Annotated in this window: 23 protein-coding genes and 3 tRNA genes; 14 read left to right on the forward strand and 12 right to left on the reverse strand. The window is 66.8% G+C overall.

All coding sequences use genetic code 11. From position 1 onward, the window contains the following. Positions 1–3: 3 nt before the first annotated feature. Positions 4–669: an aquaporin gene (locus tag PQU96_RS01310; protein WP_272770481.1), complete on the forward strand. Its 666-nt coding sequence runs from the start codon at positions 4–6 to the stop codon at positions 667–669. Positions 670–773: 104 nt separating this feature from the next. On the opposite strand, the gene PQU96_RS01315 is transcribed toward PQU96_RS01310, so the two are convergent. The 5 genes from PQU96_RS01315 to PQU96_RS01335 all read right to left on the reverse strand — a co-directional run bounded on the left by PQU96_RS01315 (position 774) and on the right by PQU96_RS01335 (position 5,191). Continuing rightward, positions 774–1,340 (reverse strand): LutC/YkgG family protein, encoded by a 567-nt coding sequence (locus tag PQU96_RS01315; protein WP_272770482.1) that lies wholly within the window; start codon positions 1,338–1,340, stop codon positions 774–776. Beyond that, positions 1,337–2,719: a lactate utilization protein B gene (locus PQU96_RS01320; protein WP_272770483.1), complete on the reverse strand. Its 1,383-nt coding sequence runs from the start codon at positions 2,717–2,719 to the stop codon at positions 1,337–1,339. Before PQU96_RS01320 ends, PQU96_RS01315 begins: the two co-directional genes overlap by 4 nt. Beyond that, positions 2,716–3,471, reverse strand: coding sequence for a (Fe-S)-binding protein (locus tag PQU96_RS01325; protein WP_272770484.1), 756 nt, complete (start codon positions 3,469–3,471; stop codon positions 2,716–2,718). The genes PQU96_RS01320 and PQU96_RS01325 overlap by 4 nt, the downstream gene beginning before the upstream one ends. A gap of 219 nt (positions 3,472–3,690) precedes the next feature. Continuing rightward, positions 3,691–4,563 carry a cation diffusion facilitator family transporter gene (locus tag PQU96_RS01330; protein WP_272770485.1) on the reverse strand — a complete coding sequence of 291 codons (873 nt, stop codon included), beginning with the start codon at positions 4,561–4,563 and terminating at the stop codon, positions 3,691–3,693. A gap of 70 nt (positions 4,564–4,633) precedes the next feature. Then, a complete protein-coding gene (locus PQU96_RS01335; RefSeq protein ID WP_272770486.1) occupies positions 4,634–5,191 on the reverse strand; it encodes a hypothetical protein in 558 nt (185 codons plus the stop codon). Positions 5,192–5,257: 66 nt separating this feature from the next. Between PQU96_RS01335 and PQU96_RS01340 the strand changes: the two genes are divergently transcribed. The 5 genes from PQU96_RS01340 (at position 5,258) to PQU96_RS01360 (ending at position 8,121) form a co-directional block, all read left to right on the forward strand. Continuing rightward, complete coding sequence (locus PQU96_RS01340) at positions 5,258–6,244, forward strand: serine/threonine protein kinase (protein ID WP_272770487.1); 987 nt, start codon at positions 5,258–5,260, stop codon at positions 6,242–6,244. A gap of 334 nt (positions 6,245–6,578) precedes the next feature. Next, the gene (locus PQU96_RS01345) at positions 6,579–7,811 is read left to right on the forward strand and encodes an aspartate kinase (protein WP_272770488.1); all 1,233 of its coding nucleotides are present in this window, start codon (positions 6,579–6,581) and stop codon (positions 7,809–7,811) included. A gap of 57 nt (positions 7,812–7,868) precedes the next feature. Next, positions 7,869–7,962 (forward strand) — tRNA-Ser (locus tag PQU96_RS01350). Positions 7,963–7,967: 5 nt separating this feature from the next. Beyond that, a tRNA-Arg gene (locus PQU96_RS01355) sits at positions 7,968–8,044 on the forward strand. Between the two features lie 2 nt (positions 8,045–8,046). Further along, positions 8,047–8,121: transfer RNA gene (locus tag PQU96_RS01360), tRNA-Glu, on the forward strand. A gap of 102 nt (positions 8,122–8,223) precedes the next feature. On the opposite strand, the gene PQU96_RS01365 is transcribed toward PQU96_RS01360, so the two are convergent. Further along, the gene (locus tag PQU96_RS01365; protein WP_272770489.1) at positions 8,224–9,441 is read right to left on the reverse strand and encodes a DUF1615 domain-containing protein; all 1,218 of its coding nucleotides are present in this window, start codon (positions 9,439–9,441) and stop codon (positions 8,224–8,226) included. A 310-nt stretch (positions 9,442–9,751) separates the two neighbouring features. Between PQU96_RS01365 and PQU96_RS01370 the strand changes: the two genes are divergently transcribed. The 5 genes from PQU96_RS01370 (at position 9,752) to PQU96_RS01390 (ending at position 15,485) form a co-directional block, all read left to right on the forward strand. After that, positions 9,752–12,049, forward strand: a complete 2,298-nt coding sequence (locus PQU96_RS01370) for a YgiQ family radical SAM protein (protein ID WP_272770490.1) — start codon at positions 9,752–9,754, stop codon at positions 12,047–12,049. A 111-nt stretch (positions 12,050–12,160) separates the two neighbouring features. Beyond that, positions 12,161–13,636, forward strand: coding sequence for a protein adenylyltransferase SelO (locus tag PQU96_RS01375; protein WP_272770491.1), 1,476 nt, complete (start codon positions 12,161–12,163; stop codon positions 13,634–13,636). A gap of 123 nt (positions 13,637–13,759) precedes the next feature. Continuing rightward, positions 13,760–14,209 (forward strand): GNAT family N-acetyltransferase, encoded by a 450-nt coding sequence (locus PQU96_RS01380; protein ID WP_272770492.1) that lies wholly within the window; start codon positions 13,760–13,762, stop codon positions 14,207–14,209. Positions 14,210–14,271: 62 nt separating this feature from the next. Continuing rightward, positions 14,272–15,201 carry a 2-hydroxyacid dehydrogenase gene (locus tag PQU96_RS01385; protein WP_272770493.1) on the forward strand — a complete coding sequence of 310 codons (930 nt, stop codon included), beginning with the start codon at positions 14,272–14,274 and terminating at the stop codon, positions 15,199–15,201. Next, positions 15,201–15,485, forward strand: coding sequence for a YkgJ family cysteine cluster protein (locus PQU96_RS01390; protein WP_272770494.1), 285 nt, complete (start codon positions 15,201–15,203; stop codon positions 15,483–15,485). The genes PQU96_RS01385 and PQU96_RS01390 overlap by 1 nt, the downstream gene beginning before the upstream one ends. A 73-nt stretch (positions 15,486–15,558) precedes the next feature. Here the strand turns inward: PQU96_RS01390 and PQU96_RS01395 are convergent, their stop codons facing one another. Beyond that, positions 15,559–16,008 carry a COG4315 family predicted lipoprotein gene (locus PQU96_RS01395; RefSeq protein ID WP_272770495.1) on the reverse strand — a complete coding sequence of 150 codons (450 nt, stop codon included), beginning with the start codon at positions 16,006–16,008 and terminating at the stop codon, positions 15,559–15,561. A gap of 158 nt (positions 16,009–16,166) precedes the next feature. Between PQU96_RS01395 and PQU96_RS01400 the strand changes: the two genes are divergently transcribed. Together PQU96_RS01400 and PQU96_RS01405 are read left to right on the forward strand one after the other, a co-directional pair. Then, the gene (locus tag PQU96_RS01400) at positions 16,167–16,688 is read left to right on the forward strand and encodes a hypothetical protein (RefSeq protein WP_272770496.1); all 522 of its coding nucleotides are present in this window, start codon (positions 16,167–16,169) and stop codon (positions 16,686–16,688) included. Positions 16,689–16,790: 102 nt separating this feature from the next. Further along, entirely contained in the window at positions 16,791–17,087 is a 297-nt protein-coding gene (locus PQU96_RS01405) for a DUF7684 family protein (protein WP_156167992.1), read from the forward strand. A gap of 121 nt (positions 17,088–17,208) precedes the next feature. On the opposite strand, the gene PQU96_RS01410 is transcribed toward PQU96_RS01405, so the two are convergent. Beyond that, positions 17,209–17,652 (reverse strand): multidrug/biocide efflux PACE transporter, encoded by a 444-nt coding sequence (locus PQU96_RS01410; protein ID WP_272770497.1) that lies wholly within the window; start codon positions 17,650–17,652, stop codon positions 17,209–17,211. 90 nt (positions 17,653–17,742) lie between these two features. Between PQU96_RS01410 and PQU96_RS01415 the strand changes: the two genes are divergently transcribed. Beyond that, positions 17,743–18,609 (forward strand): LysR family transcriptional regulator, encoded by an 867-nt coding sequence (locus PQU96_RS01415; RefSeq protein WP_272770498.1) that lies wholly within the window; start codon positions 17,743–17,745, stop codon positions 18,607–18,609. On the opposite strand, the gene PQU96_RS01420 is transcribed toward PQU96_RS01415, so the two are convergent. The 4 genes from PQU96_RS01420 to PQU96_RS01435 form a co-directional block, all read right to left on the reverse strand. Beyond that, on the reverse strand, positions 18,590–20,299 hold the full coding sequence (locus tag PQU96_RS01420) for an ABC transporter ATP-binding protein (protein WP_272770499.1): 1,710 nt from the start codon (positions 20,297–20,299) through the stop codon (positions 18,590–18,592). The two genes, PQU96_RS01415 and PQU96_RS01420, sit on opposite strands and share 20 nt — an antisense overlap. A gap of 99 nt (positions 20,300–20,398) precedes the next feature. Next, entirely contained in the window at positions 20,399–21,481 is a 1,083-nt protein-coding gene (locus PQU96_RS01425) for an ABC transporter permease (RefSeq protein ID WP_272770500.1), read from the reverse strand. Between the two features lie 4 nt (positions 21,482–21,485). Next, positions 21,486–22,424 carry an ABC transporter permease gene (locus PQU96_RS01430; RefSeq protein ID WP_272770501.1) on the reverse strand — a complete coding sequence of 313 codons (939 nt, stop codon included), beginning with the start codon at positions 22,422–22,424 and terminating at the stop codon, positions 21,486–21,488. Between the two features lie 26 nt (positions 22,425–22,450). Continuing rightward, the gene (locus PQU96_RS01435; protein ID WP_272770502.1) at positions 22,451–24,223 is read right to left on the reverse strand and encodes an ABC transporter substrate-binding protein; all 1,773 of its coding nucleotides are present in this window, start codon (positions 24,221–24,223) and stop codon (positions 22,451–22,453) included. Between the last annotated feature and the right edge of the window lie 88 nt (positions 24,224–24,311).

The following is a 24,311-nucleotide window of genomic DNA, read 5'->3' on the forward strand; positions in this document are numbered from 1 at the left end:
GCGATGCGGGCATTGGTTGCAGAAGCCCTCGGCAGTGCCCTGCTGCTGGCGGTGGTGGTCGGCTCCGGCATCATGGGGCAAACGTTGGCCGCAGGAAACGACGCGGTCGCCCTGCTGGCCAATGCGCTGGCCACCGGTGCCGGCCTGCTGGTGCTGATCACGCTGTTTGCGCCGCTGTCGGGCGCACACTTCAATCCGGCGGTCAGCCTGGTGATGGCGGCGCGCGGCGATTTGCCGTGGCCACGCCTGCTGCCGTATCTGGCGGCGCAAGTGGCCGGTGCCGTCGCCGGCGTGCTGCTGGCGCACGCGATGTTCGACCTGCCGCTGCTGCAGGCATCGCAGCATGTGCGCAGCGGTTGGCCGCAATGGCTGGCCGAGGCCACCGCGACCGCCGGCCTGTTGCTGACCATTCTCGGTGGCGTGCGGCACGCCCGCGACAAGGTGGCGTTGCTGGTGGCGCTGTATATCGTGGCGGCGTACTGGTTTACCGCCTCGACCTCGTTTGCCAATCCGGCGGTGACGCTGGCGCGCAGCCTGACCGATACCTTTGCCGGCATCGCGCCGGCCGATGTCGGCGGCTTTGTGCTGGCGCAGCTGGCGGGGGCGGCCATCGGTGGCGCGCTGGGCGGCTGGCTGTTCCGCGCCGGGCACGACACGGCCGGCGCCTGAGGCTCCGTGCTGACTGCCTGGGGCCGCAGCTTGCTGCGGCCCTTTTTCATCCCTCCAAAAAAAACGGCCCGCAGGCCGTATCAAGAGAAGCAACAACGCAGTATTCAGACGAAGATCACCAGCGCCGCCATGGCGCCGTGGGCACCCATCACCAGGCTTTGTTCGATGTCGGCGGTGCGCGAGCTGCCGCTGATGAACGCGCCAAAGCCGTGCTCGCGGATGCTGACGCGGGTGTAGGCGTCGCGCATGGTGTCGACAATGGCATCTTTCGGCACCACCAGCACCAGCTTCTGGGTAAGGAAATACAGCGCGCGCTGGCTGTTGCCGGAGTGGCTGACCCACACCGCCGCGCTTTCCGCCACCGCCAGCTCGCCGGGCACGATGGCGATGTCGACGTCGTGCCAGTCGTGCGGTGCGGTTACCTGTTCCGGCGTGGTGGCGGTCAGGTCGGCTACGCGGCCATGTTGCGGCCAACGTTGTGCGACGATGTCCTGCACCGTCTCGCCAGGTTGCAGCTGTACCGCGTCGCCGCCGAGGTTGCGCACCAGCGTGGCAAAGGCGTCGAACTTGTTTTCAAAGGTGATGAACGGCACCGCGTGGATGTCCGGCAGCGCCGGGCCTTGCGGGCGGTTCTGGCGCAGGCGGGCGAGGATGGTTTCGCGGCTGCTCATGACTTGTTCTCCTTTCTGGCCTGCCACATTTCCTTGAAGCTCTGCGCCGGCATGTCCGGCAGCTCGCGCCCCGGCCGGCTCCATGCGCTGTGTCGTGTCAGTGCCTGCGGCACGATGGGCACCACCTTGCGCATCAGCTTGCCGCCGGCGTCCAGCAGGCTTGGATGCTGGGTTAGGAAGCGCATCGCCAGCAGGCCCATCTTCTTGGCCGGCTTCAGCGTGCCGGCGTCGAAGGCGCGCTTGCGCTGCAGGATCAGCTGCTCGTGCAGATTGATCTTCACCGGGCAGACATTGCTGCACGAGCCGCAGGTGGTGCAGGCGAAGGCCATGCTGCCGTGCTTCTTGATGTCGCGGCTGGGACCGAGGGTGGAGCCGATCGGCCCCGGGATGATGTAGCTGTAGCTGTGGCCGGTGCTACGGCGGTACACCGGGCAGGTGTTCATGCAGGCGCCGCAGCGGATGCAGCGCAGGCTCTGGTAGAAGTCGTCGTTGCCGAGGATGTCGCTGCGGCCGTTGTCGACGATCACGATGTGCATCTGCCCGCCCGGGCGCGCCTGCTGGAAGTGCGACGTATAAGTCGTAATCGGCGAGCCGATGGCCGAACGCGCCAAGAGGCGGGTGAACACGCCCAGGTGTTCCTGTTTGGGGATGATTTTCTCCAGCCCCATGCTGGCGATGTGGATCGGTGGCAGCGCGGTGCCGAGGTCGGCATTGCCTTCGTTGGTGCACACCACCACGCCGCCGGTTTCGGCGATGGCAAAGTTGACGCCGGTGAGGCCGGCATCGGCGGTAAGGAAGTGTTCGCGCAGGTTGGCGCGCGCGGCGTGGGTCAAATAGGTCGGGTCGTTGTTGCCGGCCTCGGTGCCCAGTTCTTTATGGAACAGTTCGGAGATCTGTTCCTTCTTCAGGTGAATCGCCGGCATCACGATGTGGCTCGGCGGCTCGTGGCGCAGCTGCACGATGCGCTCGCCGAGGTCGGTGTCGATCACCGCTATGCCGCGCTGCTCCAGATACGGGTTCAGCCCGCATTCCTCGGTCAGCATCGATTTCGACTTCACCAGCTTCTTGACGCCCCCCGCAGCCAGGATGCCGTGCACGATGCGGTTGTGCTCGTCGGCATCGGACGCCCAGTGCACGGTGACGCCGTTCTGCTCGGCGTTACGCTGGAACTGCTCTAGGTACTCGTCGAGTTTTGACAGCGTGTGCGCCTTGATCTGCTGCGCCAAGCTTCGCAGCTGTTCCCACTCCGGCAGCTGCTTGGCCTGCATGTCGCGCTTCTGCCGCACCCACCAGATGGCGGAGTCGTGCCAGCGCGCCTGTTCACGGTCCTGCAAAAAGGCTGCCGCTGCTTCGGCGTGGTTGATGTTGTCGTTCTTCATGCCGCGCCCCCGCGTCCGGTGAGGATCTCGACGATGTGCAGCGGACGGATGGGACGACACTTGTGGCGGATGATGCCGCCCATGTGCATCAGGCAGGACGGGTCGGCGCCGACGATGAACTCGGCACCGGTGGCCTCGTGCTGCGCCACGCGGTCTTCGCCCATCGCCACCGATACTTCCGGTTCGTCCACGCTGAAGGTGCCGCCGAAGCCGCAGCACTCGTCACGGCGTTCCGGCAGCCGCACGTCGACGCCGTCCACCAGCTGCAGGATGCGTTCCAGCCGCGAGTGGTAGGGGATCATCAGCTCCGATGGCGCTGCGTGACCCAGCTCGCGCAGGCCGTGGCAGCTCTGGTGGATGGACACCGGGTGCGGGAAGTACACCGGCTTGGGCAGCCTGTCGACCTTCAGCACGTCCTGCAGGAATTCCACGATCTCGTACACGCGCGGCTGCATGGCCTGGTAGTCGGCATCGTCGGCGATATACCAGCCGTAGTGATGCTTGACGTGCGAGGTGCAGCTGCCGGACGGCGACACGATGTAGTCGTAGTCCTTGAACACGCCGGTGAAGCGGCGCGCGGCGTCGCAGGCGCCCTGGCTGTCGCCGTTATTGCTCAAGGGTTGGCCGCAACAGGATTGTTCCAGCGGGTAGACGACATCGATACCGTAGCCTTCCAGCAGCTCGGCGGTAGCCATCGCCACGTGCGGATACAGTTCGTTGACGAAACAGGGGATGAAAAGGGCGACGTTCATGGCGTAAGCAGGGTCTCCAGCGCAATGCCCGGGCAGGCTCGTTCTGGATTAAAGCCCGTGCCGGCGCGCCTGCCAATGCGGAATTACCCTTGCGCCGGCGATTGTCGGCCGCCAGATAGCGTGCCGCGCCGAAGCGGGTGTCTGTAACGATGGGGGCATGGCGCAGCAGCCAGCCCCGGCACCGAGTTTTTCCGGGTGCCCAGGGTTGGCCGCAGTAGCTCACACCGGGTCGATGTGGGTCATCACGTCCAGCACCGGCTGGCTGCTCATCACCCGCAGCCGTGCCGCGGCGGCGATGTCGTGGCCCTGGTGCACGGTCAGGTTGCCGTCGATCTCGAGGTGGACGTCGACCTGGATCTGGTCGGCCATGCGCCGCGTGCGCAGGTCGTGCACGCCCTGCACCCCCGGCGTCGCCAGCAGCGTGGCGCGGATGGCGGCCACGGTATCCGCGTCGGCGGCGCGGTCCATCAGGTCGTGCAGCGCGTCCCAGGCGAAGCCCCAGCCGGTCTTGCCGACCATGAAGCCGACCAGCGCCGCCGCCAGCGGATCGAGCCAGGTGTAGCCGGCGAGGTTGCCGGCGATGCCCAGCGCCACCACCAGCGACGAGGCGGCGTCGGCGCGCGCGTGCCAGGCGTTGGCCACCAGCATGCTGGATTTGACCTCGGTGGCGATCTTCAGCATGTAGCGGAACAGCAATTCCTTGCTCAGCAGCGTCAGCAGCGCGACCCACAGCGCCGCCTGGTGCACCGGCACCAGCGGCGTACTGCTTGTGATCTTGTTGCCGGCGCCCAGCAGCATGCTGGCGCCAGCGCCCAGCAGCAGCAGGCCCAGCGCCAGCGAGGCGGCGGTCTCGTAGCGCTGGTGGCCGTAGTGGTGGTCGTCGTCCGGCGCCTTGTGGCTGTGGCGGCGCGCCAAGAGAGCGACGAAGTCGGCGATCAGGTCGGACAGCGAGTGTAGCGCGTCGGCAACCAGCGCCTGCGAGCCGGCCCACAGCCCGGTGACGATCTGCAGCAGGGTGAGCACGACGTTGACGGCAACGCTGACCCACAGGCTGCGTTGCGCGGCCTGCTGCAGGGAGGGATGCGGGTTCATGACGGGCTCCGGAAAAAAGGGGGGATGCTGGCAGCGGCGGCTGAAGCCTGCCTTAAGACGCGCCGGCCGCTCATGGCTGATCCTGTTCGTCGTTCTCGTCCAGCGGCGGCAGATTGGCCAGCAGCTCGCCGAGCAGGCTCTGCGTCAGCCACGCCGGGATGGCCGGCAGCTGCCACTCGGCCTTGTCGGCGCACAGCAGCAGTGTGCGCAGGAAACGGTGGAAACCGGGGCGGCTCTGGCGCAGGTTCAGCGTCTTGTCGCCGCAGACGAAGCTGAGGCTGGCGTAGTCGCGGCCCAGCTGCGCGTCCAGACCGGTGCACAGCAGGATGTCGCTGTCGCCCGGCCGCGCCGGCGCGCTGTCGCTGAACTGCAGCGGACGGTGCTGCGGGTCGTTCGTGTCGAGGTCTTCCTCGTTCATCGCCATGCGGTGTTCCAGCGCGATGCGTTCGTCCTCGTTGCCGGCGCCGGGGATGCCGTCGCCAGGCACCTGGCCTGCGAACAGGCGCGCGATGTCACCGAGGATGGAACAGGTCAGGCGGCGGGTCAGCCACAGCTTGTGGTCGCCCGGTTGAACCACCACCAGCAGGCGGTCTTCGGACTGGAAATAGCTAAAGGAAGTTGAGCTCATCCACGGATGGTAAAGGCTGGCCGACAATTCGCAAAGCATCGCGCCATGCGCCTTATAATGCCGACCATGACAGCCCACTCCCTGCACCCCTTTTCGCGCCTGACCCCGGACTTCCTGCTCGACGCGGTGGAAAGCCTCGGCCTGCGCTGCGACGGCCGCCTGCTGGCGCTCAACAGCTACGAAAACCGCGTCTACCAGATCGGCATCGAGGAAGGTACGCCGCTGGTGGCCAAGTTCTACCGCCCGGAGCGCTGGAGCGACGCGCAGATCCAGGAGGAGCACGACTTCGCCGCCGAGCTGGCGGCGCGCGACATCCCGGTGGTGACGGCGCTGGCCTTCGGCGGCCGCACGCTGCACCACTACCAGGATTTCCGTCTCGCGCTGTTCCCGCGCCGCGGCGGCCACGCGCCGGAGCTGGACGACGCTGACACCCTGGCCTGGCTTGGGCGCTTTCTCGGCCGCCTGCACGCTCACGGCGCGGTGGCTCCCTACCACTTGCGGCCAACCCTGGACCCGGACAGCTACGGCGAGGCCTCGCTGCGCTGCGTGCAGGAGCAGGCGCAGCTGCCCTACGATCTCGCCGGCCCCTACGAGCAGGCGGCGCGGCAGGCGCTGGACGAGGTGCGCCGCGCCTTCGACCGTGCCGGCGACATCGGCTGGCGCCGCGTGCACGGCGACTGTCACGTCGGCAACATCCTGTGGGCACAAGAGGGGCCGCATTTCGTCGATCTCGACGACAGCTGCATGGCGCCGGCGCTGCAGGACCTGTGGATGCTGCTCAGCGGCGACCGCGCACAGCAACAGGCGCAGCTGCTGGAACTGATCGTCGGCTACGAGGACTTCTGCGATTTCGACCGCCGCGAGCTGCACCTGCTGGAGGCGCTGCGCACGCTGCGCCTGCTGCACTACAGCGCGTGGCTGACGCGGCGGCGCGAGGATCCGGCCTTTGTCGTCGCCTTCCCGTGGTTCGATACCGCGCAGTACTGGCAGGAGCGCATCGCCGAGCTGCAACAGCAAGTAGAGGCGATGCGCGAGGCCCCGCTCTGCGTCTGAGAACCTGTTCACGATCTGCTGCGGCTGATCCGGATGGGGCGATACCGCGTTGAAAGAAGGTTTCGGAATGCTTGTTTATATCCAGCCAAACGTCGCTTCCCCAGCCATTTCCGCCTTGTCTTGCTCTAGCTCGCGAGATCGTGAGCACGTTCTGAACCCGCCCTCCGGCGGGTTTTTTTGACCCCGTAACGACGGCTGCTGCGCACGGTTGCGGCACGATTTGCTGCACCGCGGAACATGCCGTGTTTTTTGCGGCGCAGCGGCTTGCATTTCTGTGCCAGATCAGGCAAGAATCATCGTTCGACATCCAAAACCCTATCAAGAAAACATAAACATGGCACTTATCGTACAAAAGTACGGCGGTACCTCGATGGGCTCCCCGGAGCGCATCAAGAACGTGGCCCGCCGTGTCGCCAAATGGAAAGCCCAGGGACATGATGTGGTGGTTGTCGTATCCGCCATGAGCGGGGAAACCAACCGCCTGATCGCATTGGCCAAGGAAATCCAGGATCAGCCCGATCCGCGCGAACTCGATGTAATCATCTCTACCGGCGAGCAGGTCACCATCGGCCTCTTGTCCATGGCGCTGAAGGAAATCGGCGTCGAGGCCAAGAGCTACTGCGGCTGGCAGGTGCGTGTCGTCACCGACAGCGCCTTCAACAAGGCCCGTATCCAGTCGATCGACGAAGCCGCGATGCGTGGCGACCTCACCGAGGGCCGCGTGGTCGTCGTTGCCGGTTTCCAGGGCATCGACGAGCAGGGCAACCTCACCACGCTGGGCCGTGGCGGCTCCGACACCTCCGCGGTGGCACTGGCGGCGGCACTGAAGGCCGACGAATGCCAGATCTACACCGACGTGGACGGTGTGTACACCACCGACCCTCGCGTGGTGCCGGAAGCGCGCCGCCTGAAGACCATCACCTTCGAGGAGATGATCGAGATGGCGTCGCTGGGCTCCAAGATCCTGCAGATCCGCTCGGTGGAATTCGCCGGCAAGTACAAGGTACGCCTGCGCGTGCTCTCCAGCTTCGAGGACGAGGGCGAGGGCACACTGATTACGTTTGAGGAAGATGAGAATATGGAAAAGGCCGTAGTTGCCGGTATCGCGTTCGACCGTAACGAAGCACGCATCAACGTGAAAGGCGTGCCGGACAAGCCGGGCATCGCCTACCAGATCCTGGGCCCGATCGCCGATGCCAACGTTGAAGTCGACATGATCATCCAGAATGTCGGCGAAAACGGCACCACCGATTTCTCCTTCACCGTGCCGCGCGGCGAGTTCCCTCGCACCATGGGCGTGCTGCGCGACGTGCAGACCCACATCGGAGCCGCCAAGATCGACGCCGACGACAAGGTGGCCAAGGTATCCATCGTTGGCGTGGGCATGCGCTCGCACTGCGGCATCGCCTCCACCATGTTCCGTACCCTGGCCGAAGAGGGCATCAACATCCAGATGATCTCCACTTCCGAGATCAAGGTATCGGTGCTGATCGACGAGAAGTACCTGGAGCTGGCCGTGCGCGTATTGCACAAGGCCTTCGGCCTGGATCAGGCTACCGCCAATTAATTTGCAATAATGCTTGACAGCAGGCGCCTTCGTTTGTATTATGGCGCCTCGCTTGACGGAGAAATGGCCGAGAGGTCGAAGGCACTTCCCTGCTAAGGAAGCATACGGGCTTAAACCTGTATCGAGGGTTCGAATCCCTCTTTCTCCGCCAGCACTGCACCCGTAGCTCAGTTGGATAGAGTATTTGGCTACGAACCAAAGGGTCGGGCGTTCGAATCGCTCCGGGTGCACCACAGTCCCTATAGTTTAGCGGTTAGAACACTGCCCTTTCACGGCGGCGGCCGGGGTTCGATTCCCCGTGGGGACGCCAGGATTCAAGCAAAAACACCACCTTCGGGTGGTGTTTTTGTTTTGTCGGTCGCCGGTCTGTGTGGCCAGAAAAAAGCCCACCGCGACACGGTGGGCTTTTCGTTTACTGCGGGGCGCGCTTCAGACAGTTGTCGTAGCGCCAGCCGACGCGCTTGGCGAACCACTCGGTGGTCAGCTTGCGCGTGATCTTCGGGCTGTTCAGCTGGATCTGCGGAAACGCCTCGCGCGCCACCTTGCGTCCCTGCTGCTTGTCGGCCAGCGCCATCACCTTCTGGTACAGCACGCTCTGGCTGAAGCTGCTGTTCTTTTCCTGCTTCAGGTCGCGCAGGATGGCGCTGTCGCTCAGCCCCAGCTGCGGGCCCATGCGGTACAGCGCGCGCTCGGTGCTGCTGGACTCGCCGGAGGGCAGGCCGTCGCGATAGCGCAGCAGGTCGCCATCCGGTACCAGCTTGCGCCCGCTCAGCTGCGCCACGGCAAGCTGGAAGGCGGCGTTGCGGCTGGAGTAGCGGCCGGCGTTGAAATCGGCGAAGCGGTAGATCATGTCGCGGTAGCCGGCCGGATACTGCAGCAGGTTGGCCGCACCGAAGTAGATGCCGCCACGGCGGCTGAACGCCTCGTTGCGCAGGCTGCCCTGGTAGCGGTAAGGGTAGGGCCAGGCGCGAACGTGGCCCTGGGCGAAGGCCACGCTGACCTGCATCGAGCCGACGGTGTTGATCGGGTTTCTCATGCCCACCGGCAGGTTCAGCTTGCCGGCCTCGGCCGCCATGTCCTCGAACAGGTCGTTCATCTCGCGCTCGGTGCGCAGGCTGTCGATGCGCGACTTGTAGCTCTCGCCGGTCGGCGACGGCTTCAGCAGCGCCGCCTTCACCAGCGTCAGCGGGACGTGGTAGCCGGCGACTTTTTCCTCGATCTTGTTCCACACGATGGCCGGCAGGCCCGGCACCACCGGGTCGGCCTGGAAGGTAGATTCCTGCTCGATCACCGCGATCACCGCACAGAAGTTCTCCGCCGTCGGCGGCAGCTGCAGTGCGCCGAAGGCATTGACGATGTCGTCGCGCCAGCCGCTGCGCGGCTTGACGTAGTCCGGCAGCAGCCTGTCCAGCAGCTGTGTCGGGGGCAGGGTGGCCTTTTTCGGTGCTGGCACGCTGACCGGGGCCGTTGGCGTGATGACGGGGGCAGTGACGACCGGCGCCGGGGCCGGTTCGGCCAGACCGTCCTGCTGGCTGGCCAGCGGGAACGGCGTGGCCACGGGGGCCGGGGTGTGGCTGGCGCAGCCGCCCAGCAGCGACAGCAGGGCAACGGGGTAAAGCAGCGATCTCATGGCACGGTATTCCGCTAATCGGCAAAGGGCAGATTCTAGCGTAACTGGCCGCCGTTCCGTCAGTAAGCTGGCTGCGGCCAACCTTGGGCGACCGGGCAGGTGGCACGGCTGAAACCGTTGTCATGGGCTGTGCGGCCGGGCGTGACCGCCGTCGGCAGACGCGCCGGTTCTGCCGGCAGCAGGCGAGGAAAAAGCCGCAATTTTCTTATGGGTATTGCGACGCTATGTCGATGAAAAAAAAGCCTTTTTCAGATGAAAGCCGCGCCGCTTTCTGGCACAATGCGCGGTCTTACACGGAATACCTGCCACGATGACGCTTCCTGCCGCACCCCAACCGATCAACAGTTACCGCAAATACTGGGCGCAACGCTTCGGCACCGCGCCCTTCCTGCCGATGAGCCGTGCCGAGATGGACGAGCTGGGCTGGGATTCCTGCGACATCATCATTGTCAGCGGCGACTGCTACATCGACCATCCGAGCTTCGGCATGGCACTGATCGGGCGGCTGCTGGAGGCGCAGGGCTTCCGTGTCGGCATCATCGCGCAGCCGGACTGGAACAGCGCCGACGCCTTCCGCGAGCTGGGCAAGCCCAACCTGTTCTTCGGCGTCACCGCCGGCAACATGGACTCGATGATCAACCGCTACACCGCCGATCGCCGCCCGCGCTCCGACGACGCCTACACCCCGCACGCCGAGGCCAACAAGCGCCCGGATCGCGCGGTGACGGTGTACGCGCAGCGCTGCCGCGAGGCCTATCCCGGCGTCGGCGTGATGATCGGCTCCATCGAGGCGTCCTTGCGCCGCATCGCCCACTACGACTACTGGAGCGAGAAGGTGCGCCCGTCGGTGCTGGTGAACTCCAAGGCCGACATCCTGCTGTACGGCAACGCCGAGCGCGCGCTGGTGGAGATCGCCCACCGTGCCTCGCGCGGCGAGAAGCTGTCCGAGATGCGCGACATCCGCGGTACCGCCTTCGTGGTGCCGCACGGCTGGCGTCCGGACGAGGAATGGCAGGAGATGGACTCCAGCGTGGTCGACGTGCCGGGCAAGGTCGATGTCCACCTCAACCCGTACGAAGAGATTCCGGAGCAGGCGGCCAAGGCCACCGCCGGCAACGATCCGGCCAAGCCGCAGGTGATCCGCATCGAATCGCGCGAGGAGCGCCTGGCCAAGCGCCGCGCCGAACGCGCCAAGACCGTGATCCGCATCCCGTCCTTTGAGGCAGTGGCGCACGACCCGGTACTGTACGCGCACGCCAGCCGCACCCTGCACTTGGAGTCCAACCCCGGCAACGCCCGCGCGCTGGTGCAGGGCCACGGCACGCGCGACGTGTGGCTGACGCCGCCACCGATCCCGCTGAGCACCGAGGAAATGGACTTCGTGTTCGGCGCGCCCTACGCCCGTAATCCGCACCCGAGCTACGGCGACGCGCACATCCCGGCGTGGGAGATGATCAAGTACTCGGTCAACATCATGCGCGGCTGTTTCGGCGGCTGTACCTTCTGCTCCATCACCGAGCACGAGGGCCGCATCATCCAGAGCCGTTCGGAAGAGTCGATCCTGAAAGAGATCGAGGAAATCCGCGACAAGACGCCGGGCTTTACCGGCCACATCTCGGACCTTGGTGGCCCGACCGCCAACATGTACCGCCTCAGCTGCAAGGACCCGAAGATCGAGCGTTCCTGTCGCAAGCTGTCCTGTGTCTATCCGGACGTGTGCGAGAACCTCGGCACCGACCACGGCCCGCTGATCCAGCTGTACCGCAAGGCGCGCGCGCTGCCGGGCATCAAGAAGATCAACATCCAGTCCGGCCTGCGCTACGACCTGGCGGTGAAATCGCCGGAGTACATCAAGGAGCTGGTGCAGCACCACGTTGGCGGCTACCTGAAGATCGCGCCGGAGCACACCGAAGAAGGCCCCCTGTCCAAGATGATGAAGCCGGGCATGGGCGCTTACGACAAGTTCAAGGAGCTGTTCGAGCGCTTCAGCCGCCAGGCCGGCAAGGAGCAGTACCTGATCCCGTACTTCATCGCGGCCCACCCGGGCACCAGCGACGAAGACATGGTCAACCTGGCGCTGTGGCTGAAGAAGAACAACTTCCGCCTCGACCAGGTGCAGACCTTCACCCCGACGCCGATGGCGATGGCCACCACCATGTGGCACACCCGCCGCAACCCGCTGAAGCGCCTGTCGCGCAGCTCGGAAAAGGTGGACGTGGTGCGCGACGGCTACCGCCGCAAGCTGCACAAGGCGCTGCTGCGCTACCACCACCCGGACAACTGGCAGATCATCTACGAGGCGCTGATCAATATGGGGCGTACCGACCTGATCGGCCACAGCAAGCAGTGCCTGATCCCGCCGACGCCGCCGGGTGACAAGGCCGCCGCCGCGCGCCATCGCTTCGGCCAACAGCCGCTGAGTCGCGGCAAGCCGCAGGGCCAGCGCGCACCGGCCGGCAGCCCGCGTGGCAGTGGCAAGACCTTCAGCGCCAGCGCCAAACCGGCCGCCGCCAAGGCGCCAGCCGGCAAACCCGCCGCCGCCAAGCCCAACACCGGTCGTGGCGGTGGCGGCGCCAAACCGGGCGGCAAGGTTGGCCGCAGCCGTTAATAACCGATAGTCAGCCGCCCTCCGGGGCGGCTTTTTGCTGCCGCGCACGGCGCACCTTGCCGCCGCGGCGCGGTCGAACCCCCATCAGTCTTCTTGCCGGAAAGCCAGATCATGTCCCTCATCGCCTTCGACAACAGCTACGCCCGCGACCTGCCGCAACACGCGGTGCCGTGGCAACCGGCCACCCCGCCGCAGCCGCGGCTGCTGTACTGGAACGCCGCGCTGGCCGATGAGCTGGGGCTGGATGGCGCGGCCGTCTCCACGGAAACGTTGGCCGCATGGTTTTCCGGCGCGGCGCTGCCGGATGGCGCCCAGCCGGTGGCGCAGGCCTACGCCGGCCACCAGTTCGGCGGCTACTCGCCGACGCTGGGCGACGGCCGCGCGCTGCTACTGGGCGAGATGATCGACCGCGGCGGCCAACGTCGCGACCTCGCCTTCAAGGGCAGCGGTCGCACCCCGTTCTCGCGCCGCGGCGACGGCAAGGCGGCGCTGGGGCCGATGCTGCGCGAGCTGATCGTCGGCGAGGCGATGCAGGCGCTGGCCATCCCCACCACCCGCGCGCTGGCGGTGGTCGCCACCGGCGAGAACGTATACCGCGAGCGGCCGCTGCCCGGCGCGGTGCTGACCCGCGTCGCCGCCAGCCACCTGCGCGTCGGCACCTTCGAGTACTTCGCCAACGGCGAGGACGAGGACGCGCTGCTCCAGCTGGCCGACTACGCGATCCGCCGTCACGATCCGGCACTGCTGGATGCGGCCAACCCTTATCTTGCCTTCCTCGACGCGGTATGCCGGCGCCAGGCACGGCTGATCGCGCAGTGGATGCACGCCGGTTTCATCCACGGCGTGATGAATACCGACAACATGACCATCAGCGGCGAAACTATCGACTACGGCCCGTGCGCGTTCATGGACGCCTATGACCCGGCCACCGTGTTCAGCTCTATCGACGAGCGCGGCCGCTACGCCTACGGCAACCAGCCGGCCATCGCGCAGTGGAACCTGGCGCGGCTGGCGGAAACGCTGCTGCCGCTGCTGGACGCCGAATCGCAGCAACAGGCGGTGGCGCAGGCGACCGAGGTCATCCACCGCTTTGCCGACCATTACCGCGACGAGTGGCTGGCGCAGGCGCGGCGCAAACTCGGCCTCGACACGGCGCAGGATGGCGACCAGCAGCTGGCCGACGACTGGCTGGCACTGCTCAAGGCGCAGCAGGCGGACTTCACCCTCGCCTGGCGTTATCTCGCCGACGCGGTGGATGGCGACGGTTCAAGGTTGGCCGCATTGTTTGCCGATCCGGCCGCGCTGCAGCCGTGGCTCGCGCGCTGGCAGCAACGCCTCGCCGCCGAGCCGCAAACCGCCGCCGCGCGCGCTGGCGCGATGCGCGTGCTCAACCCGCTGTACATCGCGCGCAATCATCTGGTGGAGGAAGCGCTGGCCGCCGCCAGCGAGCACGGCGACATGAGCCTGACGCTGCGCCTGCTCGACGTGCTGGCCGATCCGTTCACCGAACGCGCCGGGCTGGAACGCTACGCGCTACCGGCGGCGCCGGAACTGGCGGCCGGCTACCGTACCTTCTGCGGCACCTGAGCGAGGTTGCGGCCAACCCTGGCCGCATTTTCGGGACATCGCCGTGCCGATGCGGGCACGCCGCCTCGCGCGCGGACGGCAATGCCCGCTAGACTGGCGGCTCCATTAACCGGGAGTCCGTCCATGTCGCACAGCCATTTCCAATTCAGTCTCGGCGCCGATCCGCAGGCGCGCGCAGTCGTCCAGCATGGCCTCAAGGCCTTCAACGTCGAACAGATCGGCGACTACGCCTATCAGGACTTCGAGCTGTACGCGCGCGATGCGGCCGGCGCGGTGGTCGGCGGCCTGTTCGGCCACTCCGGCATGGGCTGGCTGTACGTGGACTACCTGTGGCTGGACGCCGCGCAGCGTGGCGCCGGCCTGGGCGCGGCGCTGATGGCGCAGGTAGAGGAGGAGGCGCGACGCCGCGGCTGTGTCGGCGTGTTCCTGTACACCTACAGCTTCCAGGCGCCGGACTTCTACCACAAGCTTGGCTACCAGCCGATGGGCGTGCTGGACGACTGCCCGCCTGGGCACCAGCGGCTGTACCTGAAAAAGCCGCTGCCGGCCGTCGCCGCGTCAACGGCCGCCTGAGCAGCGCCGCCGGCGGCGATTCGCAGTAAGATGTCAGCCTCACCGTTATCGCCAGGCCCGTCATGATCCTGATCCACACCCCCAGCAGCAAGGAAGTTGCCGCCTACCTCGAGCAGTTCCGCGCCGCGCTGCCGCAGCAGCGTTTCATTACTCTGGACGAGATGATAGAGCCGGAGGCGGTGCGCTATGTGATTACCTGGGGGCCGCCGCCGGCGCTGTTCGCCGGCCTGCCGAATCTGCAGGCGGTGTTTGCGCTCGGTGCCGGCGTCGACAAGCTGCTGGCGCGCGATGACCTGTCGCCGCAGACGCCGATCTACCGCCTGCTCGATGGCGGCATGGCGCAGCAGATGAGCGAGTACATCCGCTTCGGCGTGCTGTCCTACCAGCGGCACATGGATGTCTACCGTCGCCAGCAGGCGGCGGGGGTGTGGAAGATGCTGGCGCCGAAGCTGCCGGCGCAAGTGCGTGTCGGCGTGCTGGGGCTGGGCGAGATCGGCAGCGCGGTGGCGCAGGCGCTGGCCGCCGACGGTTACCGCGTCAGCGGCTGGAGCCGCACGCCGCGCCAGGTGCCGGGCGTGGACTGCCTGTTCGGCGACGAGGGGCTGGACGAACTGCTGGCCGGCAGCGAGGTGCTGGCCTGCGTGCTGCCGTCCACGCCGCAGACGCAGCGCCTGCTGGATGCGCAAAGGTTGGCCGCACTGCCGCCAGGCGCGATGCTGATCAATGCCGGCCGCGGCGACCTGCTGGACGAGGACGCGCTGCTGGCGCTGCTCGACAGTGGCCACCTGCGCTGCGCGCAGCTGGACGTGTTTGCCAGCGAGCCGCTGCCGCACGGCCACCGGCTGTGGCAACACCCGGCGGTGACGGTGACGCCACACATCGCCGCCATCACCCTGCGCGAGGAAGCGGTGCGCCAGATTGCGGCCAACCTTGCGCGGCTGGCGGCGGGCGAGGACGCGCAGGGACGGGTGCTGCGCGAGCGCGGCTACTGATGGCGCAGGTCAGCTGCGACAGCTGTCGCGCCTGCTGTTGCCGGCTGGAGGTGATGCTGATCGCCGGCGACGACGACGTGCCGGACCGCTTTGTCACCCGGGACCAGTGGGGCGGCCACGTGATGTTAAGGCTGGACGACGGCTGGTGTGCGGCACTGGACCGGCAGACCATGCGCTGCACCATCTACGCGGTGCGGCCGTGGATCTGCGCCGACTACCAGGAAGGCGAGCCGGATTGCCTGGAGCAGCGCAAGCTGATCCCGCTGTTTCCGGCTCGCAGCTAGCCGGCGGCGGGCGCCGGCCGCGGCCGGACTGCACGGCGGCCAGGCTTGCGCACCGCTTTACATCACGCTCGCGTCACGGACGCACCACGTGCCACACGCCGCCGATATTGTCGCCCATCATGTCGCCCGGTTTCTGGTCGCCGGACCAGAAGTACAGCGGCTTGCCGCGATGGGTCCACTGCTGGCTGCCGTCGTTGCGCGGGGCAAGGCCGAAGTCGCCGCTGGCACTGGCGCCGGCCGGGGCGAGGTAGGGCGGCCACTTCATCGCGCACTCGCCGTAGCAGGCGCTGCTGCCGGCCTGATCGCGGTCGAAGCGGTACAGCGTCTTGCCGCCGTGCGCTACCAGCATGCCGCCGCGGAATATCGCCGGCATCATCGCCATGCCGCCATGCATGCCACCGCCTTGCATGCCGCCTTGTTGCATCATCGTGCCGTCCTGCGGGTGATGGGCGCGGTGGCCGTAGCCGGCACAGCCGGCCAGCAGCGACAGCGACACGGTGGCAAGGAGTAGGGGGGAGTTCATCGTCGATTCCTTTCCGGAAGTGTGGCAAGAGCCTCCCTTACCATAGCCCATGGTGGCGGCGTTGTCGGCCTGTGACACGGTGCGGTGGCGGCGGCTAGCCAGTGCCGGCGCCGGCGGCGTAACATCGCCGTATCGTCATGCTCTTGCCGGTATTCCACATGTCCCTTCTTCCGCTCTATGCCCGGCTACAGCCACAGTTGCCGGCGGGCAGCGCCCTCACCCTGTTGCAGCTGGATGGCGACGAAACCCGGCTGCTCAGCGGCTGCGGCACCGTGCAGCCACCGCTGCTGAGCCTGCCGCTCGGCTACCGCCGCACCGCGCAGCAGTACTTCCGTCACCAGCCACCGACGGCGGTGGAAATCGAGCTGGCGATCATGACGGTGGAGGACGCGCTGGCGCCGGTACGGGCGCAGCTGGCTCCGGCGTCGCAGCTGTACAGCCAGGATGGCGCGCTGCGGGCGCTGGCCGCCCATGCCGGGGTGCGCGGCAGCGGCACGCTGTGGTTGTCCACCGCGCAGCTGGAATTCACCTTCGGCCGCTTTGCCGAGGTGGTGCAGGGGCGTCCGGCGGCGCTGGAGGGGCTGCCGACGGACGGCGAGTTTGCCGCCCGGCTGCTGATCCTGCGCGAGCTGAGCCACCATCTCGGCTTTGACGGCATCCACCTGCTGCCGGAGCGTTAGCTTTACCTTATCGCTTTACTCAACTACGCCGGGTCTTGAGCGTCGCCACCACGGGGTGGGCTGGCATTGTGGGTTGTTGCCGATGAAACGTTAGGAGTCCCTATGTCTAAATGCATCGTTTTAGTTCCGAGTGCACCTTACTCTGACGAGAGTGAAGCGTTTTTGCGTTCACTTTTGGAGGAAGCGCCTGACCTGTTATCTGTTGTCGGTCCTTACGCGGGGAGTTGGGAAGATGGGGTGGATTGGCTGTGTGTGAAGCTGGAGGTGCGCGAAAATACTGAGGCTTTCTGTATCACCACGGCGCATATTGATGACCGTCTTGAAGACGTGGTGGCTTTTGCAAATCAATGGTGCGAGCTGAAAGGGTGGCAACACGATGTCCGCGTTGTTAGAACCTAATCTTTGGGCCAAGCGGAATTCCACATGACAAGTTGGCCCGTAGTGCTTATCTCCGACGATAAACGAGATCAAGGTTGGCCGCATTGTGGCGAAAAGCGCGTGATATAGAGTGGGTGCATTTTCAGCCCTGCGGACTCAGCCGGCGCGCCAAGAGCCGCGCGCGGGCGTGGTCGTAGCACCAGTTGAAGACATAGGTGTAGGGCAGGAAGAACAGCAGGATGCCGACATCGAGCAGGAACGCCTGCCAGTAGCTGATCGCCATCCACCACGCCGCCACCGGCACGCACAGGAACACCAGCCCGCCCTCGAAGGCGATGGCGTGCAGGCTGCGCACCAGCGGCGTGCGCTGCCAGCCGGCGCGCCGCTCCAGCCGTTCGAACAGCGCGTTGAACAGCATGTTCCAGCTCATCGCGATGCTGGACATCAGCACTGCCAGCACGCCGACGTGGCCGAGTCCGGCATCCAGCAGCCAGCTGCCCAGCGGCACCAGCAGCGCCATCGCGCACACCTCGTACAGTACGGCATGAAACAGCCGTTCACGCAGCGTCTTGTCGGGAGTCATCATCGCGGCCAACCTTTCTTTGCTATCGGATTGACGGCCAGTGTGATAGGTTTTTCTGCCTGATAACAGCTAACATCCATCGGAGAAACCGATATGTTCATCTCTGCCGACGCGGTTGCCGCATTCGTGCTGGCCGCGGAGCTGGGCTCGTTCTCGGCGGCGGCGCGGCGGCTGGGCAAGCGCCAGTCCACCATCAGCGAGACCATCGCCAACCTGGAGATCGACCTCGGCGTCACGCTATTCGAGCGAGTCGGGCGCCAGCCGCAGCTCACCGCCGCCGGCCAGCGCCTGCTGCCGGCGGCGCGGCAGACACTGGCGGCACAGGACACGCTACAGCTGGAGGCGCAGCTGCTGGCCGGCGGGCTGGAGCCGCGGCTGACGCTGGTGCTGTCGGACACCTTCCACACCGGCGACTTCGAGGCGATGCTGTCCGAGTTTGCCGAACGCTTTCCGACGCTGGAGCTGGAGTGCCTGGTCGGCGAGCAGGAGGACGTGCTGGCGCTGCTGCAGAGCGGCCGCGCGCAGCTGGGCCTGCTCACCGCGCTGGCCGCCTACCCGGCTGACATCGCCAGCTGCAGTCTGCCGCGCCCGGCCGACACCGCGCTGTACGTCGCGGCCGGTCATGCGCTGGCAGGGCAGGACACGGTGACGGCGGCGCACTTGCGCGAGCACCGCGAGCTTCGGCTGAAGACCTATCTGGACAGCCCGGCGGCGGACAGCGGCGGCCTGTGCTGGTCGGCGCCCAGTTACCTGCTGCTGATGGAGATGGCGCTGCACGGCTTCGGCTGGGCGGAGCTGCCGGACTGGCTGGTGGCGCGCTACGGCGCCGGCCTGCAGATGCTGCCGGTGGCCGGCTGGCCGCGACGGCAGCGCATCGACGCGGTGTGGGCGCGGCCACGCCCGCTGGGCGCCGCCGCGGCGTGGGTGCTGCAGCGCCTACTCACGCCGGCCGCGGCCTGATGCAGTGCGGCCAACCTTGCGGTATGGCGTCCAGCAGCTGGCGGGTGTACGGGTGCTGCGGCGCAGCGTACAGGGTGTCGGCGTCGGCCAGCTCCACGCAGCGGCCCTGCTGCATCACCAGCACCTGGTCGGACAGGTGCTTCACCACCGCCAGATCGTGCGAGATGAACAGGTAGGACAGCCCCAGTTCGTCCTGTAGCGCCTGCAGCAGGTTGAGCACCTGCGCCTGCACCGACACGTCCAGCGCCGACACCGACTCGTCGCAGATCAGGATTTCCGGGTGCATGGTCAGGCAGCGCGCGATGGCGATGCGCTGGCGCTGGCCGCCGGAAAACTCGTGCGGATACTTGGCCAGTGCCTTGCGCGGCAGCCCGACGTGTTCCAGCCAGTCGCCGGCCAGCTGCAGCCGCTCCGCCGTATCGCAGCCGATGCCGTGCAGCAGCATCGGCTCGGTCAGGATCTGCGCCACGGAGAAGCGCGGGTTGAGCGAGGCGTACGGATTCTGGAACACGATCTGGATGCGGCGCTTGTAGTCGCGCAGCTGGCGCGGCGTCAGTGCCAGCATGTCTTCGCCCTCGAACAGCACCCGCCCGGCGCTGGCCTGCTGCAGCCGGATCAGCGCCAGCCCCAGCGTGCTCTTGCCGCTGCCGGACTCGCCGACGATGCCCAGCGTGCGGCCGCGCATCAGCGTGAACGACACCCCGTCCACCGCGCGCTGGCTGTGGTGGCCGAACCAGCCGTGGCGGCTGTGGTAGTCGACGCTGAGCCCTTGCACCTCCAGGATCACGCGGTCGTCCGTCTGGTAGCCGCGCTGGCGTTGCGGCGGCTCGAAGTAGCAGCTGTCGCCGAGGAAGTCCCGGATCACCGGCAGCTTGGCCGGGCGGCTTGCCAGGTGCGGGCGGCAGCGCAGCAGCGCCTTGGTGTAGGCGTCCTGTGGCGCCTCGAAGATCTGCCGCACCGGCGCGTGTTCGTGGATGCTGCCGTGGTGCATCACGATCACTTCGTCGGCGAACTGGCCGACCAGCTCCAGGTCGTGGCTGATGAACAGCACCGCCATGCCGTGCTTTTGCTGCAGGCTGGCCAAGAGCTGCAGGATCTGCTGCTGGATGGTGACGTCCAGTGCGGTGGTCGGCTCGTCGGCGATCAGCAGCTTCGGCTCGCAGGCGATGGCCATCGCGATCATCACCCGCTGCTGTTGGCCGCCGGACAGCTGGTGCGGGTAGCTGCGCATCTTGCGCTCCGGCGCCGGCAGGCCGACCTCCTGCATCAGCGCCAGCGCGCGCTGCTGCGCCGCCTTGCGGCCAACCCCGGTGTGCAGCATCAGCGTCTCGATGATCTGCTCGCCGACGCTGAACACCGGGTTGAGCGAGCTCATCGGCTCCTGGAACACCATGGCGATGTCGCCGCCGCGCAGGCTGCGCAGCTCGCTGCGGCTGGCGGTGAGCAGGTTGCGGCCGCCGAACAGGATCTCGCTGTCGGGGTCGATGTGGCAGCCGTGCTCCGGCAGCAGCCGGGTGATCGCCATCGCGGTCACCGACTTGCCGGAGCCGGATTCGCCGACCAGCGCCACGGTCTTGCCGGCCGGGATGTCGAAGCTGATGCCTTTCACCGCTTCGGCGCCGTGGCCGTGTTCGTCGCGGAAGCTGACGCGCAGCTTGCGCACGCTGAGCAGGGGCGGGGCGGGGTTCACGATGTCACCTTCGGGGCCTGTTTCACGTTGGGTGCCTGTTTCACGGAGCGGTTTCACTTCTGGGGCTATTTCACCTTGTGAGCTATTTCAGCTTGGGGGCTATTTCACTTTGGGATCGAGCGCGTCGCGCAGGCTGTCGGCCAGCAGCGAGAACGCGGTCACCAGCAGCGACATGCACAGGGTGACGGCCAGCATCTGCCACCAGTAGCCCTGCAGCAGCTCGGCCGGCGCCTCGGCCAGCATCGCGCCCCAGCTGACCTGGGTGACGCCGACGCCGAAGCCGAGGAAGGACAGGATGGCTTCGTACTTGATCAGCGCCACGGTGAGCATGGAAAACTGCACCAGTAGCAGGTGGCCGACGTTGGGCAGGATGTGGTGGAACATGCGGCGGCCGTGGCCGGCGCCGATGGCGTCGGCGGCGCGCACGTAGTCGCGGCCCTTGTGCTTGAGGAACTCGGCGCGCATCAGGCGGAAGGTGCCGGTCCAGCTGGTGAACGCCATCACCAGCACCACGGTGCCGATGCCGCGGCCGCTGACCGCGGCAAACGCGAGCAGCAGCAGCATGTCCGGCACCGAGGTGAACACGCTGTAGCCCCACATCAGCAGGTCGTCGAGCAGGCCGCCGAAGTAGCCGGACAAGGCGCCGAGCACGGTGCCGATGGCGAGTGCCAGCAGCGCGCCGGCGATGCCGACCTGCAGCGAGGTGGCGCTGCCCTGCAGCAGCTTCTGCAGCACGTCGCGGCCGCGCTGGTCGGCGCCCAGCGGCAGGCTGTCGGCGCGGGCCTGCCCGGCGCTGCGGTACTGGGCGGACTGCTGCTCGGCGGCGGCGAGATCGGCGGCCAGCGGGTCCTCGTCGGCGGACAGGCCGGTGGCGCCGCTGCTGTCTTGCGCGGCGGCGCTGGCGGCGCGGCGGTCGGCGGCGTCGATGTCGGCGGCATCCAGTTCGAGATGGTGCGGCGCGCTGCCGGCGAACAGCGTCGGCGGCGCGTAGGGATGGGCGACCTCGTCCTGCCAGTGGCTGGCGACGAGGCCGCTCCAGGCGGCCAGCGCCAGCAGCAGGTAGGCGCCGACGATGCACAGCGCGGCAAAACCGACGCGGTCGCGGCGCAGCCGGCGCCAGCCGATGCGCGTCAGGCTGTTGTGGGGATGCGGGGCCGCAGGCGGCGGGGAGGAGTGGGGCATGGTGTCAGTGTAGTTGCACGCGCGGGTCGATCAGCTTGTAGACGATGTCGGTCAGCAGGTTGAACAGCATGGTGGCCAGCGCGATGTAGATGGTGATCGCCTTGATCACCGGGAAATCGCTGCGCTCCACCGCCATCACCACCTCCTTGCCCATGCCGGGAATGCCGAAGAAAGTCTCCAGCAGCATGGCACCCATCATCAGGTAGGGCAGCGACATCATCAGCGAGGTCACCACCGGGATCATCGCGTTGCGCAGCACGTGCTTGAGCATGATCACCGGCTCGGACAGGCCCTTGGCGCGCGCGGTGCGCACGTAGTCGTGGCCCAGCTCCTCGACGAAGCAGCTGCGGTAGAAGCGGATGTCCGGCGCCAGGCCGACGATCACCCCCAGCAGCAGCGGCAGTGGCAGGTAGTGCAGCAGGTTGTCGAGCGTGCTGTCGCTCCAGCCCATGATCGGGAACCAGCCGCCCTTGAACGCCAGCCAGTACTGGCCAGCGATGATGTAGACCAACGCGCTGACCGACATCGCGCAGGTGGCGATCAGCGTCACCAGCCGGTCGGTGAGGCTGCCGCGCCGGTAGGCGACCAGCGCGGCGATGGCGATGGCCAGCACGGTGCCCAGCAGCAGCATGCTGCCGGTGAGCAGCAGCGACGGCCCGATGCGGCTGTGCAGCAGCGCCGACACCGGCTGCTGCGTCGACCACGAGGTGCCGAAGTCCAGCGTCAGCACCTGGCGCACGAAGATCAGGAACTGTTGCGGCAGCGGCAGATCCAGCCCCAGCTGCTGGCGGATGCCGGCCAGCGCCTCCGCGCTCAGGTTCTTGCCGGCCAGGATGTAGGACGGATCACCGCCCACCCAGTTGAACAGCACGAACAGCAGCAGCATCACGCCGAACAGCGTCGGCACCATCTGCCACACGCGGCGGACGATATAAGCCAGCATGATTCACCCTCCGGCCGCGCGGCCGCTCATTTCTGCAGGTCCAGGTAGCGCCAGCTGGTGTTCAGCAGCGGGTGCAGCTTCAGCCCCTTCACGTACGAGTGCGCCAGCGTGCTGCGCATGCGGATGTCGCCGAAGATCCACGGCTGCTGCGCCACCGCGATCTTGTTCATCGCGTCGTACAGCTGGTTGCGCTGCGGGCCGTGCGGCAGTTTCAGCGAGGCCTCGAACAGGCGGTCGTAGTCGGCGTTCTTGAAGTCGGCGGCGTTGGAGTCGCCGGCATTCCTGCCGTACAGCAGCTGCATGAAGTTCTCGCCGTCCGGGTAGTCGGCGCCCCAGGCCATGCCCCACATCTGCAGCTTGCCCTGGTGGTTGGCCTTGGACAGCTCGTTCCACTTGCCCTGCCTGAAACCGAGGCGGATCTTCAGCGTGTCGAAGGTCTTCTGCCAGTATTCGTTCCACTGCTTGTCGGTGCTGCTGGTGCCGCAGGCCAGCTCGATCGCCAGCGGCTTGCCGTCCGGCCGGGTGCGGTAGCCATCCGCGCCCACGCGATAGCCGAAGCGGTCCAGCAGCGCGTTGGCCGCCGCCGGATCGTACTTCGGTGCGCCGCGGAAGGCAGGATTGTGGCCGGCCACGCCGGGCGGCACGATGTAGTTCATCGGCACCGCCTGGCCGCGGCGGATGCTGGCGATGGCTTCACTGACCGGGAACGACATCGCGATGGCGCGGCGCAGCGCGATCTTGTCCTTGCTGTCGCCGCCGACCACCGGGTCCTGCATGTTGAAGAAGTGGAAGGTGATCTCCGGCAACAGCTGGCGCTGCAGCTGGATGCCCTGCCGCGCATACGACTCGGCCAGGCGCACCTTGAGCGGGTTTTTCGGGTCGATCACCAGCGCGCTCTGCAGGGCGACCTGCGGGATGCCGCTGATGTCCAGTTGGCGGTTGAGGAAGGACAGCCACAGCGGCTGTTCTTCCTCAATGACGGAGATCTCGATGCGGCCAACCTGTGGCAGGGTCTTGCCCTGCAGCGCCTGCACCACGGCCTTGTCCAGCGGGTCACTACCCGGCGTGGCGTTGAATACCAGCTTGCGAAAGCCGGGGTTGGCCTCCAGCACGATGCGGCTGCCAGGCTTCCACTCCTTCAGCAGGTAGGGGCCGGTGCCGACGGGGTGGGCGTTGGTGTTGTCGCGGTGGGCCTTGATCACCTCGCGTGCCACCGCGCCGAAGGCCGGCATCGCCAGGATGGGCAGGAAGTTGAAATTGGTCTCGGTCAGCGTTAGCTGTAGCGTGTATTTGTCCAGTACCTTGATGCCTTCCAGCGGTGCGTCGTAGTTCAGCGCCCCCTTGCCGGCGGCCTTTACCAGTTCGTTGCCGCCGACAAAGCGACCGTCAACCAGGAAGCTCCACGGCGAGTGGATGCCGGGGTCGAGGTGGCGTTTGATGCTGTAGGCGTAGTCGGCGGCGGTCAGCTCGCGCTTCTTGCCCTTGAATGCCGGATCGGCGGCGAAAAAGATGCCGGGTTTGAGGCGGAAGGTGTACACCTTGCCATCGGCGGAGATAGAGGGCAGGGCGCTGACGGTATTGGGGATCAGCTTCGCCGGCCGTGCCAGATAGTCGTAGGTGACCAGCGGATCGAAGATGTTCTCGGTGACGGTGCTGGAGTACAGGTCGGAGACCTTGGCCGGGTCGAAACCGGTCTCCGGCGCGTTCAGTGCCACGCGTAGTACCTTGTTCATGTCGGCGGCCTGCGCCGGCAGCAGCACCAGCGCGGCCACGGTGGCCAGCAGGGCGTGTGGATTCATGTTGGCTCCTCGGGTTTTGTTTCTATTCTGGCAACAAATGGCGCCTTTTGCGCGCACATTGCCGGCAGCGTGCTTGCGGCCAAGGGTA

Origin of the sequence: Vogesella margarita (assembly GCF_028548475.1) — a bacterium.
Classification (GTDB): Bacteria; Pseudomonadota; Gammaproteobacteria; order Burkholderiales; family Chromobacteriaceae; genus Vogesella; species Vogesella margarita.

What these genes read in the sequence shown, in the direction of transcription:
- PQU96_RS01430 (WP_272770501.1), bottom strand. Translation starts at nt 22,424, where the DNA reads ATGCTGGCTTATATCGTCCGCCGCGTGTGGCAGATGGTGCCGACGCTG.
- PQU96_RS01415 (WP_272770498.1), top strand. Translation starts at nt 17,743, where the DNA reads ATGTTCATCTCTGCCGACGCGGTTGCCGCATTCGTGCTGGCCGCGGAG.
- PQU96_RS01375 (WP_272770491.1), top strand. Translation starts at nt 12,161, where the DNA reads ATGTCCCTCATCGCCTTCGACAACAGCTACGCCCGCGACCTGCCGCAA.
- PQU96_RS01325 (WP_272770484.1), bottom strand. Translation starts at nt 3,471, where the DNA reads ATGAACGTCGCCCTTTTCATCCCCTGTTTCGTCAACGAACTGTATCCG.
- PQU96_RS01340 (WP_272770487.1), top strand. Translation starts at nt 5,258, where the DNA reads ATGACAGCCCACTCCCTGCACCCCTTTTCGCGCCTGACCCCGGACTTC.
- PQU96_RS01405 (WP_156167992.1), top strand. Translation starts at nt 16,791, where the DNA reads ATGTCTAAATGCATCGTTTTAGTTCCGAGTGCACCTTACTCTGACGAG.
- PQU96_RS01400 (WP_272770496.1), top strand. Translation starts at nt 16,167, where the DNA reads ATGTCCCTTCTTCCGCTCTATGCCCGGCTACAGCCACAGTTGCCGGCG.
- PQU96_RS01425 (WP_272770500.1), bottom strand. Translation starts at nt 21,481, where the DNA reads ATGCCCCACTCCTCCCCGCCGCCTGCGGCCCCGCATCCCCACAACAGC.
- PQU96_RS01385 (WP_272770493.1), top strand. Translation starts at nt 14,272, where the DNA reads ATGATCCTGATCCACACCCCCAGCAGCAAGGAAGTTGCCGCCTACCTC.
- PQU96_RS01370 (WP_272770490.1), top strand. Translation starts at nt 9,752, where the DNA reads ATGACGCTTCCTGCCGCACCCCAACCGATCAACAGTTACCGCAAATAC.
- PQU96_RS01315 (WP_272770482.1), bottom strand. Translation starts at nt 1,340, where the DNA reads ATGAGCAGCCGCGAAACCATCCTCGCCCGCCTGCGCCAGAACCGCCCG.
- PQU96_RS01395 (WP_272770495.1), bottom strand. Translation starts at nt 16,008, where the DNA reads ATGAACTCCCCCCTACTCCTTGCCACCGTGTCGCTGTCGCTGCTGGCC.
- PQU96_RS01335 (WP_272770486.1), bottom strand. Translation starts at nt 5,191, where the DNA reads ATGAGCTCAACTTCCTTTAGCTATTTCCAGTCCGAAGACCGCCTGCTG.
- PQU96_RS01390 (WP_272770494.1), top strand. Translation starts at nt 15,201, where the DNA reads ATGGCGCAGGTCAGCTGCGACAGCTGTCGCGCCTGCTGTTGCCGGCTG.
- PQU96_RS01345 (WP_272770488.1), top strand. Translation starts at nt 6,579, where the DNA reads ATGGCACTTATCGTACAAAAGTACGGCGGTACCTCGATGGGCTCCCCG.
- PQU96_RS01310 (WP_272770481.1), top strand. Translation starts at nt 4, where the DNA reads ATGCGGGCATTGGTTGCAGAAGCCCTCGGCAGTGCCCTGCTGCTGGCG.
- PQU96_RS01435 (WP_272770502.1), bottom strand. Translation starts at nt 24,223, where the DNA reads ATGAATCCACACGCCCTGCTGGCCACCGTGGCCGCGCTGGTGCTGCTG.
- PQU96_RS01380 (WP_272770492.1), top strand. Translation starts at nt 13,760, where the DNA reads ATGTCGCACAGCCATTTCCAATTCAGTCTCGGCGCCGATCCGCAGGCG.
- PQU96_RS01410 (WP_272770497.1), bottom strand. Translation starts at nt 17,652, where the DNA reads ATGATGACTCCCGACAAGACGCTGCGTGAACGGCTGTTTCATGCCGTA.
- PQU96_RS01365 (WP_272770489.1), bottom strand. Translation starts at nt 9,441, where the DNA reads ATGAGATCGCTGCTTTACCCCGTTGCCCTGCTGTCGCTGCTGGGCGGC.
- PQU96_RS01320 (WP_272770483.1), bottom strand. Translation starts at nt 2,719, where the DNA reads ATGAAGAACGACAACATCAACCACGCCGAAGCAGCGGCAGCCTTTTTG.
- PQU96_RS01330 (WP_272770485.1), bottom strand. Translation starts at nt 4,563, where the DNA reads ATGAACCCGCATCCCTCCCTGCAGCAGGCCGCGCAACGCAGCCTGTGG.